Consider the following 12,327-nt stretch of genomic DNA (forward strand, 5'->3'; position numbering starts at 1 on the left):
AGAAATTTTATCTACAATCAAGGGGACATAGCTCAGCTGGTAGAGCACCACGCTGGCAGCGTGGGGGTCACGGGTTCGAGTCCCGTTGTCTCCACCATCATATATCTTCAAAACCTCGTAATCTCGGTATCTAAGAAAAACACTGAAAAATCTGTCTCCAACAATAACAGGTGTGCTTAAACTTTATGACTTTAAAACTATAATCTCAAACTCAAGAAAATTAACGGGAAATTCTTTTAAAAATTTTTTTATTCTTGCAGGATTTGCTCTGGTTTCTCCTTTTACACCAGAAAATTTTATATATTCCAGCATCTCTTTTGGTGATTTAAAATACATTTCATATCTTAGAATTTCTATTTTAGGATTTAAAATTTCAGCACTTTTTAAGATTTTTTCTTTTGATGGAATAGGTGACGAAACTTCTAAAAAATTATGAAGCGTATGAAAAGTATAAGATGTAAATACAGCTAAAAGAAACTCTTTTTTTAAATCCCTTATATTTTCAAAAACAAAATTTAAATCTTTAGCCCACTGAAGAGCCGAAAAAGAAACGATTTGCTCAAAATCATATTTTTTTATTTCATCAAAGCAGTTTTTGGTATTAAAATCTAAAAGTCTAGTATTACATGGATTTTTTTTTAACATAGACGGGCTGGAATCGATACCCAAATAAAAATCAAAATTTTTATATTTGCAGAGCCCCTCGCTCCCGCATCCCAAATCCACAACTCTTTTTTTTAGAAAAGGCAGATATTTTTTTATAATTTTTTTTTGAATAACGTTATATTTTTGGTACGTATGAGCAAATTTATCAAAACTTTTCAACATTTCACCTTTTAAAACCGAATTTTTATTATATGTTATAATTCTATCTAAAAAAGGCATAAAAAATGACAAGCGTATTAATGACTGTTCAAATTATTTTGGTAATAGCCATTACCATATTGGTTCTTCTTCAACGTTCGGAATCAATGGGACTTGGAGCATACAGCAGTTCAAACAACTCGGTATTCGGAGCTGGCGGGCCTATGAATTTTCTTACAAAAGCCACTATGTTTTTAGGACTTTTATTCGTTTTAAACACCCTAACTTTGGTTTATTTATACAATAAAAAAGCAAATACATCGGCTCTTGACGAAGTAAACGTAAAAAAAATAGAAAAGAAAATTCCAACCCCAAGCGTACCTCAAGCACCGGTTAAATGAAAAAACTGTTTTTTTTCCTTTTTCCGATTTTGCTGCTTGCCGAAGCGCACATTTTCGTTCTTCACAGAATAGACGATAACAGATACCCATATACCAACACTTCTTCAAAAGAACTTAAAAAATATTTTGATTATTTAAAATCTCACAATTATCGAGTGGTAAAACTATCAAATCTAATAAATATGATAAAAAATCAAAAACCTATTGATAAAATCGTGGTATTTACCGTAGACGACAGTTATAAAAGTTTTTATAAAAACGGTCTGCCACTTTTCAAAAAATACGGTTATCCTTTTACCCTTTTTGTCTATACACAAGCCACCACCCAAAAATGGGGGGATTTTATGAGCTGGAAACAGGTTAAAGAAGCTTCAAAATACGGAGAGTTGGGAGTTCACAGCTGGGCTCACCCTCACCTTGCAAAACTTTCAAACGAAGAAATTAAAAAAGATACCCAAAAAGCTATAAAAGCATTTGAAAAATACATAGGTTACGTCCCTAACATATACAGTTACCCATACGGTGAATACGATAAAAGAGTAAAAAAAATTATAAAAAAATTCTTCCCTTATATAGTCAATCAAGACCCGGGCGCCATTGATTTAACAACACCGCTTGACAATATAGACAGAATTGCTCTAACCGGAAAAGTAAACATAGCAAAAAAACTAAAACTAAAAAGACTTCATTTAAAAACATTACAAATCAAAAGAGATAAAAATAAAATATTGGAAATCTCAGGAGAAGTAATAGACAACGTTCCTTTTGTAGATATTTACATGACAAAATTCGGATGGAAACGAGTTAAAGTTATAAACAATAAATTTGTTTTACATCCGGAGTTTACTTTAAAAAAATACAGAAACAGAGTTATTATAAGCTATAATTATAAAATAATTTCACAATTAATCTTAAAGGAGGAATAAAATGGAAGAAGTATTTGAGTTTGCCAAGGAACATATGGAAAAAAGTATAGAAGTACTTAAAAAAGACCTAAATACATTAAGAACCGGTAGAGTATCAATTCATGTTCTTGACGGAGTAAAAGTTGAATATTACGGAGCACCGACACCTCTAAATCAGGTGGCAAACATTAACGCCGTAGATGCTACGACAATCGTGGTAAGTCCATGGGATAAAGGAATTATTAACGATATAGAAAGAGCTATTCAAGAAGCAAACGTCGGAGCAAATCCTAACAACGACGGAGATACAATAAAACTATACTTTCCTCCTATGACGGAAGAAGAGAGAAAAAAACAGGCTAAAAAAGCAAAAGAATTCGGGGAAAAAGCAAAAATAGCAATAAGAAACATAAGAAGAGAAGCAAACGACGAAATAAAAAAAATGTTCAAAAACAAAGAAATCACAGAAGACGACCAAAAAAGAGGACTTGATAAAGTCCAGGAAATTACCGACAGTTATGTGGCAAAAGTTGACGAAATAGTAAATAAAAAAATAGACGACGTTATGAAAGTCTAAAAATTAAACAATGGAAAATGAAAAATGGAAAATGTAAAAGAAATATATGAAAAACACGGAGCCCTTTTAAAGGGTCATTTTTTACTAAGCAGCGGAAAACACAGCGAATATTATTTACAAAGTGCAAGAGTACTTGAATATCCTGAGGTTGCGGAAAAACTGGCCCGCGAACTTGCAAAACAGATTATTGAAGCGGGATTAAAAGTGGATACCGTATGCTCTCCCGCAATCGGAGGTCTTCTTGCAGGATACGAACTAGCCCGTGCTCTTGGGGTCAGATTTATTTTTACTGAAAGAGTAAATGGGGACATGACTTTAAGAAGAGGTTTTGAAGTAAAAGAAGGTGAAAAGGTACTGATTTGTGAAGATATTATTACAACAGGCGGCAGCGCCATGGAAGCCGCAAGGGAAATTGAAAAAAGAGGCGGTGAGGTAGTAGGGTTTGCCGCAATAGCCAACAGAGGAATCTGCAAAAGGGTAAACGGTAAAAACGAAAGAAAACCGGAATGTAAACTTCCAAATGACAAACCTTTTTTTGCTCTTGAAGATTTTGAGTTTGAAGCTTATGAGCCAGAAAACTGTCCTTTATGCAAAATGGGAGCATGCGCTCCGATTAAACCAGGAAGCAGAGGAAATTAAAAAATAGACGTAACAATTTTAAAAAACAGATTTTTTATAATACTTAGTTTATATTATTTTCTTTTTTTTACATTAATAGGAAATTATGTTATTTTTTTGCCCAAATATTTTAAAGAAGTGGGATTTGAACCTTATAAAATAGGCATTATATTTGCTATGATGCCTATTGCTAGATTTTTAGTACCTTTTATATATCTCAAAAAACCTCTTACCAAAAAAGATTATATTTCTGCTCTTTTTTTATCATCTTTTGCTTCTTTTTTACTTCTAAGCAATAATTTTTATCTAATTTTATTCTCTTTTTTTATTATAGGAGCTTCATTTGCCGTGGTATTTCCCTATATAGAGGCTATAGCTATAGAAAAATTACAGGAAAAATACGGACTCTCTAGAGTATTCGGAAGTATCGGATTTATGCTTTTTGGAATAGTTTTTTCCTATATAAACGGAAATCTAATATGGCTTTTTATTATTCTTATGATTTTAACAAACTTAACGGCTTTTACTTTTTTAGAAAACAAAACAATTAAAAAAAATTATAAACCAATTAATTTACTCAAAGAATGGAAATTCTGGGCGGGAGTTGTATTAATTCAGATAAGTTTTGGAGGATTTTATAATTTTTTCACAATTTATAACCTTCAGCATGGAATTTCAAAAGAATATATAGGCTGGCTTTGGGCTATAGGCGTAACTGCCGAAATTTTAGTGTTTATTATAGGACATAAATTCTTAAAAAAATTAAAACCGATTAAATGGATTAAAATATCTATTCTTTTAACATCTCTAAGATGGTTTATGGTATATATGTTTGCCGGAAACCTTTTTTTGACAGCTCTTTCTCAAATAATTCATGCTTTTTCTTTTGCCATATTTCATACTTCGGCACTTTTATATCTTTCCCAAAAATATGAAAATAAAACTTTAGCCCAGCAGTTTTATGCGGGTATAGGTTACGGGCTTGCGGCATTTCTTGGAAGTATAGTCTCAGGATGGTTATACGGAGAAAATCTGTTTTTATATGAAAGTATAATTGCCTTGCTTGGATTTTTGGTTATGTTATAATACTTTAAAGCAAAATCAAAAGGATATGATTGACCATACCAAAAAAAATTTTTGAAAGAAAAGCCAAACTAGAATTAAAAAACACTCTTATTACAGGTCCTAAAAGAGTAGGTAAAACTTTTTTAGTCTTTAATTTTTTAAAAAATTTTAAAGGAAAATATAAATATATAGATTTTGAAGATTACAGAGAAAAAAATTTTGATTTTGAAGAAATAGATTTAGTAATATATGATAATTTTGATTTTTCGGTACCTATTCCTCCAATAACAACTTTTATAATATCCCAAAAAAATATAGAAATAGAAGGTTTTCATAAAATAGAACTAAAAGGCTTGGATTTTGAAGAATTTTTCTCATTTGAAAATACAACAAATATAAACCAGTGTTTTGACAAGTTTTTACGTCTTGGTAATTTTCCGAGAATTTTTACCGAAGAATATTACAGAGACGAATATTTAAAAGAAACATTTGAGCTTTTGCCTTTTAACAAAAAAATACTTGCTTTCTTTTTTTCACATATAGGAGAAAAATTTACTCTTTATCAAATCTATCAAATACTGAAAAAAGAGATGAAATTAAGCAAAGACAACTTTTATAAAATAACAAACGAACTTTTGGAAAATAGAATCATATATGAAGTAAATAAATTCGAATCACCAAAATCGCCAAAAAAATTTTATTCGTATAATTTTGCTTTTAAAAATATTTTAACAAACAGAAAAAATATTCAATATACATTTGAAAATATCATATTCTTAGAATTAAATAAAAAAGAAGTTTATTATAAAGATACCCTCACTTTTTATCTGCCTGAAGAAGAAAGGGGAATACTGGTTTTACCTTTTGCGGATGAAGAAGTGGCTAAGGAGAAACTAAAAAAAGTAACAAATGTAAAAAAAGTGGACATCATAACAATATCAAATGAATTTGAAATAGAAAATAAAAATTTTGAAGTGGAGGTGATACCATTTTGGAGATGGAGATTTGCGGAATAGATGAAGCCGGAAGAGGTCCTATAGCCGGTCCCTTAGTAGTAGCGGGATGCATATTTCAAATTGAGAATGGAGAATTGAAAATTGAAAATTATTTAAATATGCTTGATGACTCAAAAAGGCTCAGTGAGAAAAAAAGGGAGAAGCTTTTTGAAATCATTAAACAAACCTGCAAATACCATATAGTATTTGTGGATAACAAAACAATTGATAAAAAAGGTCTCTCATTTGCCATAAATTATGCATTAAAAGAAATAAAAAACACTTTAAAAGCGGACAAATACCTCTTTGACGGAAATTCAAGTTTTGGAGTAGATGGAATAGAAACAGTAATAAAAGGAGATTCTAAAATAAAAGAAATAAGCGCTGCGAGTATTTTGGCAAAAGTCAGCAGAGACAGATTTATGAAAAAAGCTGATAAAATATACCCTCAATATAATTTTAAAAAACATAAAGGATATATTACAAAAGAGCATATAGAACTTATCAAAAAATTCGGTTATTGTGAAATTCATAGAAAAAGTTACAGATTAAAAGCCTTGGAGCCAACTCTTTTTTAAGGAATGGTATGAAAAAACTTATCGGATTTTTACTGGCTTTAAATCTTTACGGAGCTTTTCCCTCATGGTATTACAATATAAAAGAAACTTCCAAACAAAAAAAAGCCTTCGTTGAAATTATGCTTCCTTTAATACAGGAAGAAAACAGAAAAATAAAATCTTTAAGAAAAAAAATCATAAAAATTTTTAACGACCCATATTTTTTGTTAGACCCTAAAAAAATAGAATTTCTTGCAAAAATAGCAAAAACTTATAAAATAAAAAATATAACGGATAAAGAAGCATTTTTAAAAAAAATAGATACCATTCCTCCTTCTTTAGCATTAGCTCAGGCAGCAATCGAGAGCGGATGGGGAAAAAGCAGGTTTGTAAAAGAAGCAAATAACCTCTTCGGTCACTGGGAATACTCCAACAAAGGACTAAAACCTAAAAGTTCTTATGAGCATATTAATATCGATTACTCCCTGAAAGTTTTTCCTTCCCTTGAAGATTCCATTGCGGCATATATGAGAAACCTTAACAGAAATCCGGCATATAAAGAATTCAGAGAACTCAGATACAAAATAAAAAAAGAAGGAAAACCGTTTAGAGGAACAAAAGCCGCTCAAACCCTTCATAACTATTCTCAAAAAAAAGAAGAATATACAAAACTATTAAAAACAATTATAAAATCAAATAATTGGGAAAAATACGACAACTAATTTTCTACAAAACTTTTAATATTTTCATATATTCCATCCATAAGTTTTTTACGAGCCTCTATACTTGTCCATGCTATATGAGGACTTAAAAGAGTTTTATCTTTAAATTTTAATAAAGGATTATTTTCTTCCAAAGGTTCTTTTTCAAATACATCAAGACCGACTAAAATATTTTTATTTTCCAAAACTGTTGCTAAGTCACTTTCATTAATAATTCCCCCTCTTCCAAGATTAACTATAATTGCTCCCTCTTTCATTTTCATAAGTTCGTTAAATCCTATTAAGTTTTTAGTATTTTTATTTAAAGGGGCATGAATGGATATAATATCGCTTGTTTTTAAAAGTTCTTCCAAACTCACCCTGTTATATTTTGGATTATCGTTTTTACCGCTGGTAGAATAATAAATCACTTCCGCACCAAAAGCCTCCGCCACTTTTGCAACTTCTTTTCCTATAGTACCAAGACCTATTATCCCCCATCTTTTACCGGATATTTCAAACCAATCCACTATATGAGTAAAAATTTCACTTTTTGGATATTTGCTTCTCGTATATTCATCAAAATACCTAACTCTGTTTAAAAGTCCAAGCACCAAAGCAAATGTTTGTTGGACTACCGAATTGGTAGAATACCCGGCAACGTTTTTAACTAAAATGCCTTTTGTAGCTGCACACTCCAAATCAACATTATTCATACCAGTTGCCGCAATCTGAATAAATTTTAGCTTTTTTGCATTATCCATTATATTTTTGTCAATAACCACTTTATTTGTAACAATAATATCGGCGTCTTTTACCCTACTTAAGGTCTGGTCTTTAGAAGTTGTTTGATATATTTCAACATCTCCAAAACGCTTAAATCTTTCAAAATCTACATTGCCAAGCGTTAAAGCATCTAAAAATACTATTTTCATTTTCTTCCTTTGGTATAATTATTAAAAAGGCGTTTTATGAGAATAATTTTACTATTATTTTTAATAAATTTGACATTTGCTTTTAAAATGGAAGCCACATATAAAGCAAAATACGGCCTTTTAGGCACTATAGCAAAAGCAAAAGGTATTTTCGAAAAAAACGAAACATCTTACAGGATAAAAACAGTAGTTACCGCAAAAGGTCTAGCAGCAGCTCTTTCAAAACACATGATTCAAACTTATATAAGTACGGGAGAAGTAAAAAAAGGCATACTTGTTCCAAAAAAATACATAAGCATAAGAAAAAAAGGAAATAAAATTTATAAAAAAGTTTTTATTTTCAACCATAAAAACAAAAAAATATACAAAATAAAATATTTTAACGGAAAACTTGAAAGTAACGAGACATATCCTTATTATGTAAAAGATGACGTACTTTCCTTATATTTTAATCTGCCCAAATACACAAACCATAAACAAAAACAATATACCTTTTATGCTCTAGGAGGAAGAAAAAAAGACGGAAAAATAGACGTAAATATTTTAGGTCAATGCGAAAAAAAGCACATATGCCTAAAAGGAAATCTTTATAACAAAGTATTTGTCGGGGATAAAGGAATAGTATATCTCTCAATAGACCCCAAATATTGGGTTACCATAAAAGGAAAAGTAAAAAACGTCTTGAAAATAGGAGACTTAAAAGGGGAAATAGAAGAGTTTAAAATTTATTAAACTTCGTCAAATCCCCCGAAGTCGTCAAACCCTCCTCCAAAATCGTCATCAACCGTATCTTCCTCTTCATAACTTTCAAAATAATCGGTATTCATAACATCACTGTCGCCTACCTCATCTATTTTAGAATCAAGCTCTTCAAGTTTTGAATCTATTTCGTCAAGCTTACTTTCTATCTCATCAAGCTCCTCATCTAAAACATGTTGAATTTCATCTTCGCTAAGTCCCATTTCTTTTCCAAACTCCATAGGCGTAACCGAATGGTTAAAAAGCAGGTTATAAAGTCCCATTCCGGCCATTGCTCCGGCTAAAGAACCTAAAAAACTACTTCCAAAGCCACCTGATGAAATCCCTGAAGTTGAACTCTGTTGAGGTTGAGCCGCTGTCTGGGTCTTTAGATCTTGAGAACTGAACTTTTTTTCGCCTTCTCCCAATTTTTCCTCAAGCTTTGCAACCCTTTTATCAAGCTCATCCACTTTAGTAACGACTTTTTCAAGAACCATTCCCATTTTTTTTAGCGTATTTTCTATATTCTGAAGTTCCATATCCTCTCCTTAAAAGTTTTGTTGTTTTATTGTACCGTTTTTTTCAACGATATAAAAATAATCAGGTGCCAAATTATTATAAAAAAGTTTTATTTCAGCTTCCTGATAAAGTTTTGTCTGAATTATTTTTTCAACTTTTCCCACAAAAGCCCCCTTATAAAACACTCCGTCAAGACCGCTTGTAATTACGATATCCCCTTTTTTTATTTTAACAAATTTTTTAAGATATTTTACTATACCTTTTCCTCCGAAAAAAATTCCCGGAATTTGATTTTTCCCCACCAAAACGGAATACCTGGTTTTTGGGTTTTGATTAAGATATGCAAGAGAGTAATTTTTAACGTTTTTCACAGCTATACCCGCTGCAAAATTATTGTAAACCAAACCCTTAGGAGTTATTATCGGTTTATTATAATCTATATAAATTTGCGTAAAATCAGGTAAAGCCGCATATGAAACCACTTTAACAAATCTTAAGTTTGGAATATTAAGCTCTTTAAAATATTTTAATCTTTCACACTCCATACATTTGATTTTTAAATTGGCGATTTCCGTATTTAAATAAATATTCAGTTTTTCCAGCTCTTTTAATTTTTTGTATCCTTCTTTACAAAACTCTATTCTTTTGATTATGTCACTTTTTATATTGACAAATTTCTCTTCCAAAGGAAGAGCCATATTTAAAAAAAGCGATTTTACATAAGATATTTGAAAAATAAAAAGAAGCAAAAAAGCAAAAAGAAGAAAATAGATTCTATTCATCAACACTTGCTAAAAGTTCTATTTGTTCCAATGCTTTTCCAGTTCCTTTAGCAACTGCTAAAAGAGGTTCTTCTGCTATATAAACCGGAAGAGAAACAAGTTCGCTCAAATATTTATCAAGACCTCTTAAAAGAGCTCCCCCGCCTGTAAGAACAATTCCGTTTTCCACGATATCACCAGACAAATCAGGAGGAGTCTGTTCCAAAACATCTTTTAAAGCCTCCCCTATTTCTTTTACCGGTTCTTTTAAAGCTTCCCTTACATCTTCGCTTGTTACTGTAATAGTTTCAAGAAGACCCGAAATTCTATTTTTACCTTTTACCAGCATTTTAAGCTCTTTATCAAGTTTAATAGCGCTTCCTATCTCTATTTTTATCTCTTCAGCCGTTCTTTCCCCTATTACAAGATTATATTTTTTGTTTATATAATCAACTATTGAACGGTCAAATTTATCTCCCGCAACTCTTATAGATTTACTAACCACAAGACCGCCAAGAGAAATAACCCCTATTTCCGTAGTACCTCCTCCGATATCAATTACCATGCTTCCCTGAGGGTCTTTTACAGGAAGCCCGGCACCTATTGCCGCAGCCATAGGCTCTTCTATAAGATATACTTCTCTAGCACCCGCACTCATAGCCGATTCTTTTACGGCCTTTCTTTCTACCTGAGTTAAACCATAAGGAACACAGATAACAATTCTTGGGCGTATCAGGGTTTTTCTATTGTGAACTTTTCTTATAAAATATCTTATCATCTCCTCGGTTACGCTAAAATCAGCTATCACACCGTTTTTCATAGGACGAATGGCAACTATATCTTTTGGAGTTTTACCTATCATATCCTTAGCTTCTTTTCCTACAGCCAATACCTTATTTTTATGTTTTCCTTCTTTTATGGCGACAACGCTCGGTTCGTTTATTACAATGCCCTTTCCTTTAACGCTAACAAGGGTATTGGCCGTTCCTAAGTCAATTGCCAAATCGTTACTAAATATTCCAAGAAGCTTACTTAACATTATTTTCCTTTTTTATTAAAATAGGCTCTGCTTTATTTTCTATAACATCTTTTGTAATAATAACCTTATAACCTTTATATTCAGGAAGGTTAAACATAATATCAACCATAGCCTCTTCTAAAATAGCCCTAAGACCCCTGGCTCCCGTACCTCTTTTAATAGCTTTTTGAGCAATTGCTTCAAGGGCTTCTTTTTCAAATTCAAGCTCAACCCCATCCAGTGCAAAAAGAGCCTGATATTGCTTAATAAAAGCATCTTTAGGCTCGGTTAAAACTCTTATTAAATCCTCTTTATCAAGCTCTTTTAAAGTGGCGATAACAGGAAGTCTTCCTACAAGTTCGGGAATAAGTCCGTATTTTACTAGGTCTTCCGGTTCTACTAAAGAGAAAATATCGTCTTTTGATAGTTTTTCTTTCGTTTTACCTAAAAATCCAACAGTAGCCCCTTCAAGTCTTCGTTGAATAATTTCTTCAAGACCTTCAAAAGCACCTCCGCAAATAAAAAGAATATTGGTGGTGTCTATTTGAATAAATTCCTGATGAGGATGTTTTCTTCCTCCTCCTGGCGGTACGTTTACAATAGAGCCTTCTATAATTTTAAGAAGTGCCTGTTGAACACCTTCTCCGCTGACATCTCTTGTTATTGAAGGATTTTCGCTTTTTCTTGCTATTTTGTCAATCTCATCGATAAAAACAATTCCTTTTTCAGCCCTTTTAATATCCCCGTCAGCAGCCTGAATCAGTTTTAAAAGAACGTTTTCAACATCTTCTCCCACATACCCTGCTTCCGTAAGAGATGTAGCGTCAGCAATAGCCAAAGGCACGTCAAGAAGCTTGGCAAGAGTTCTTGCTATCAATGTTTTACCGCTTCCTGTTGGTCCTATCATAAGGATGTTGGATTTTTGAATTTCAACGTCTTGGGTATCTCCATACAGTATTCTTTTGTAATGATTATACACAGCTACCGAAATAATTTTTTTAGCTTTTTCTTGTCCTATAACATATTCATCAAGATGAGCTTTTATCTCTTTTGGAGTCAGAAGTTTAATCTCCCCTTTTTCCTTTTTCTTTTGTTTAACGGCTCCCATAATAATATCATAAGCCTGAATCACACAGTTTTTACAAATAAAAGCCTTATTGTCAGGCGATGCTAAAAGAGGATTCTCTTCCGTTTCTACACTTCCACAAAAACTACACTTTTCTATCATATGGTATTCCCCTTTTTGAGTTTAATACAAATTTACATAAATGTTTAACATATTCGTTATCAGTGGTTTCAAATATCTCTTTAGCCGTTTCTTTTAAAGGTTTCCCTCTTTCAAACAACTCTTTATAAGCGTTTTTTATAGCATCTATATCACTTCTGTTTTGAAATCTTCTTCTAAGACCCGTTAAATTAAGACCCCTGAGTTTTGCTCTGTTACCTTCTGCTATTGTAAAAGGCGGAATATCCTGAGCTACGGCACTAGCTCCTCCTATCATTGCATGAGAACCTATTTTAACAAACTGATGAACAGGAGTCATACCTCCTATTACCACATAATCTTCAAGTTCTACATGACCGGCAAGTGTCGCCGCGTTTGCCAAAATACAGTTATTTCCTATAATTACATCGTGAGCTACATGAACATATCCCATCAAAAGATTGTTGTCACCTATTTTAGTAACTCCGCCTCCGCCTTCGGTTCCGGGATTTATAAGCGTAAATTCCCT

At 32.0% G+C, this 12,327-nt stretch carries 16 protein-coding genes and 1 tRNA gene; 10 read left to right on the plus strand and 7 right to left on the minus strand.

Annotated features, from left to right (window positions below):
• The first annotated feature begins 21 nt into the window (after positions 1–21).
• Positions 22–97 (plus strand) — tRNA-Ala (locus tag ACXJH6_RS08830).
• An 86-nt stretch (positions 98–183) separates the two neighbouring features.
• Here the strand turns inward: ACXJH6_RS08830 and ACXJH6_RS08835 are convergent.
• Positions 184–825: a methyltransferase domain-containing protein gene (locus ACXJH6_RS08835; protein ID WP_456471392.1), complete on the minus strand. Its 642-nt coding sequence runs from the start codon at positions 823–825 to the stop codon at positions 184–186.
• Positions 826–890: 65 nt separating this feature from the next.
• Here ACXJH6_RS08835 and secG point away from each other — a divergent pair, with 65 nt between their 5' ends.
• From secG to ACXJH6_RS08875, 8 genes are read left to right on the plus strand one after another with little or no spacing between them, the layout of a single operon-like run.
• Complete coding sequence (secG, locus tag ACXJH6_RS08840) at positions 891–1,205, plus strand: preprotein translocase subunit SecG (RefSeq protein WP_456471393.1); 315 nt, start codon at positions 891–893, stop codon at positions 1,203–1,205.
• Positions 1,202–2,131 (plus strand): polysaccharide deacetylase family protein, encoded by a 930-nt coding sequence (locus ACXJH6_RS08845; protein WP_456471394.1) that lies wholly within the window; start codon positions 1,202–1,204, stop codon positions 2,129–2,131. Before secG ends, ACXJH6_RS08845 begins: the two co-directional genes overlap by 4 nt.
• 1 nt (position 2,132) lies before the next feature.
• On the plus strand, positions 2,133–2,687 hold the full coding sequence (frr, locus tag ACXJH6_RS08850) for a ribosome recycling factor (RefSeq protein WP_456471395.1): 555 nt from the start codon (positions 2,133–2,135) through the stop codon (positions 2,685–2,687).
• Positions 2,688–2,711: 24 nt separating this feature from the next.
• Entirely contained in the window at positions 2,712–3,326 is a 615-nt protein-coding gene (pyrE, locus tag ACXJH6_RS08855; RefSeq protein WP_456471396.1) for an orotate phosphoribosyltransferase, read from the plus strand.
• A 39-nt stretch (positions 3,327–3,365) separates the two neighbouring features.
• Complete coding sequence (locus ACXJH6_RS08860; RefSeq protein ID WP_456471406.1) at positions 3,366–4,391, plus strand: MFS transporter; 1,026 nt, start codon at positions 3,366–3,368, stop codon at positions 4,389–4,391.
• Between the two features lie 29 nt (positions 4,392–4,420).
• Positions 4,421–5,386 carry an AAA family ATPase gene (locus ACXJH6_RS08865; protein WP_456471397.1) on the plus strand — a complete coding sequence of 322 codons (966 nt, stop codon included), beginning with the start codon at positions 4,421–4,423 and terminating at the stop codon, positions 5,384–5,386.
• Positions 5,368–5,943, plus strand: coding sequence for a ribonuclease HII (rnhB, locus tag ACXJH6_RS08870; protein WP_456471407.1), 576 nt, complete (start codon positions 5,368–5,370; stop codon positions 5,941–5,943). Before ACXJH6_RS08865 ends, rnhB begins: the two co-directional genes overlap by 19 nt.
• Before the next feature lie 8 nt (positions 5,944–5,951).
• Positions 5,952–6,644, plus strand: coding sequence for a glucosaminidase domain-containing protein (locus tag ACXJH6_RS08875; protein ID WP_456471398.1), 693 nt, complete (start codon positions 5,952–5,954; stop codon positions 6,642–6,644).
• Here the strand turns inward: ACXJH6_RS08875 and ACXJH6_RS08880 are convergent.
• Positions 6,641–7,558 (minus strand): D-2-hydroxyacid dehydrogenase, encoded by a 918-nt coding sequence (locus ACXJH6_RS08880; protein ID WP_456471399.1) that lies wholly within the window; start codon positions 7,556–7,558, stop codon positions 6,641–6,643. The two genes, ACXJH6_RS08875 and ACXJH6_RS08880, sit on opposite strands and share 4 nt — an antisense overlap.
• 36 nt (positions 7,559–7,594) lie before the next feature.
• On the opposite strand from ACXJH6_RS08880, the gene ACXJH6_RS08885 reads away from it, so the two are divergent.
• The gene (locus ACXJH6_RS08885; protein WP_456471400.1) at positions 7,595–8,290 is read left to right on the plus strand and encodes a DUF3108 domain-containing protein; all 696 of its coding nucleotides are present in this window, start codon (positions 7,595–7,597) and stop codon (positions 8,288–8,290) included.
• On the opposite strand, the gene ACXJH6_RS08890 is transcribed toward ACXJH6_RS08885, so the two are convergent.
• From ACXJH6_RS08890 to lpxA, 5 genes are all read right to left on the minus strand, one after another.
• Positions 8,287–8,835 (minus strand): hypothetical protein, encoded by a 549-nt coding sequence (locus ACXJH6_RS08890; RefSeq protein ID WP_456471401.1) that lies wholly within the window; start codon positions 8,833–8,835, stop codon positions 8,287–8,289. The two genes, ACXJH6_RS08885 and ACXJH6_RS08890, sit on opposite strands and share 4 nt — an antisense overlap.
• Before the next feature lie 9 nt (positions 8,836–8,844).
• Complete coding sequence (locus ACXJH6_RS08895) at positions 8,845–9,597, minus strand: rod shape-determining protein MreC (protein WP_456471402.1); 753 nt, start codon at positions 9,595–9,597, stop codon at positions 8,845–8,847.
• Complete coding sequence (locus ACXJH6_RS08900) at positions 9,590–10,615, minus strand: rod shape-determining protein (protein WP_456471403.1); 1,026 nt, start codon at positions 10,613–10,615, stop codon at positions 9,590–9,592. The genes ACXJH6_RS08895 and ACXJH6_RS08900 overlap by 8 nt, the downstream gene beginning before the upstream one ends.
• Positions 10,605–11,822 (minus strand): ATP-dependent Clp protease ATP-binding subunit ClpX, encoded by a 1,218-nt coding sequence (gene clpX, locus ACXJH6_RS08905; RefSeq protein ID WP_456471404.1) that lies wholly within the window; start codon positions 11,820–11,822, stop codon positions 10,605–10,607. Before clpX ends, ACXJH6_RS08900 begins: the two co-directional genes overlap by 11 nt.
• The coding region (gene lpxA / locus ACXJH6_RS08910; protein ID WP_456471405.1) for an acyl-ACP--UDP-N-acetylglucosamine O-acyltransferase at positions 11,806–12,327 on the minus strand (522 nt) is incomplete at its 5' end. The genes lpxA and clpX, both read right to left, overlap by 17 nt.

Source organism: Caminibacter sp. (assembly GCF_053999135.1).

Coding starts and splice junctions, on each gene's coding strand:
- secG (WP_456471393.1), top strand. CDS start 891: ATGACAAGCGTATTAATGACTGTTCAAATTATTTTGGTAATAGCCATT.
- ACXJH6_RS08845 (WP_456471394.1), top strand. CDS start 1,202: ATGAAAAAACTGTTTTTTTTCCTTTTTCCGATTTTGCTGCTTGCCGAA.
- frr (WP_456471395.1), top strand. CDS start 2,133: ATGGAAGAAGTATTTGAGTTTGCCAAGGAACATATGGAAAAAAGTATA.
- pyrE (WP_456471396.1), top strand. CDS start 2,712: ATGGAAAATGTAAAAGAAATATATGAAAAACACGGAGCCCTTTTAAAG.
- rnhB (WP_456471407.1), top strand. CDS start 5,368: ATGGAGATTTGCGGAATAGATGAAGCCGGAAGAGGTCCTATAGCCGGT.
- ACXJH6_RS08875 (WP_456471398.1), top strand. CDS start 5,952: ATGAAAAAACTTATCGGATTTTTACTGGCTTTAAATCTTTACGGAGCT.
- ACXJH6_RS08880 (WP_456471399.1), bottom strand. CDS start 7,558: ATGAAAATAGTATTTTTAGATGCTTTAACGCTTGGCAATGTAGATTTT.
- ACXJH6_RS08885 (WP_456471400.1), top strand. CDS start 7,595: ATGAGAATAATTTTACTATTATTTTTAATAAATTTGACATTTGCTTTT.
- ACXJH6_RS08890 (WP_456471401.1), bottom strand. CDS start 8,835: ATGGAACTTCAGAATATAGAAAATACGCTAAAAAAAATGGGAATGGTT.
- ACXJH6_RS08895 (WP_456471402.1), bottom strand. CDS start 9,597: ATGAATAGAATCTATTTTCTTCTTTTTGCTTTTTTGCTTCTTTTTATT.
- ACXJH6_RS08900 (WP_456471403.1), bottom strand. CDS start 10,615: ATGTTAAGTAAGCTTCTTGGAATATTTAGTAACGATTTGGCAATTGAC.
- clpX (WP_456471404.1), bottom strand. CDS start 11,822: ATGATAGAAAAGTGTAGTTTTTGTGGAAGTGTAGAAACGGAAGAGAAT.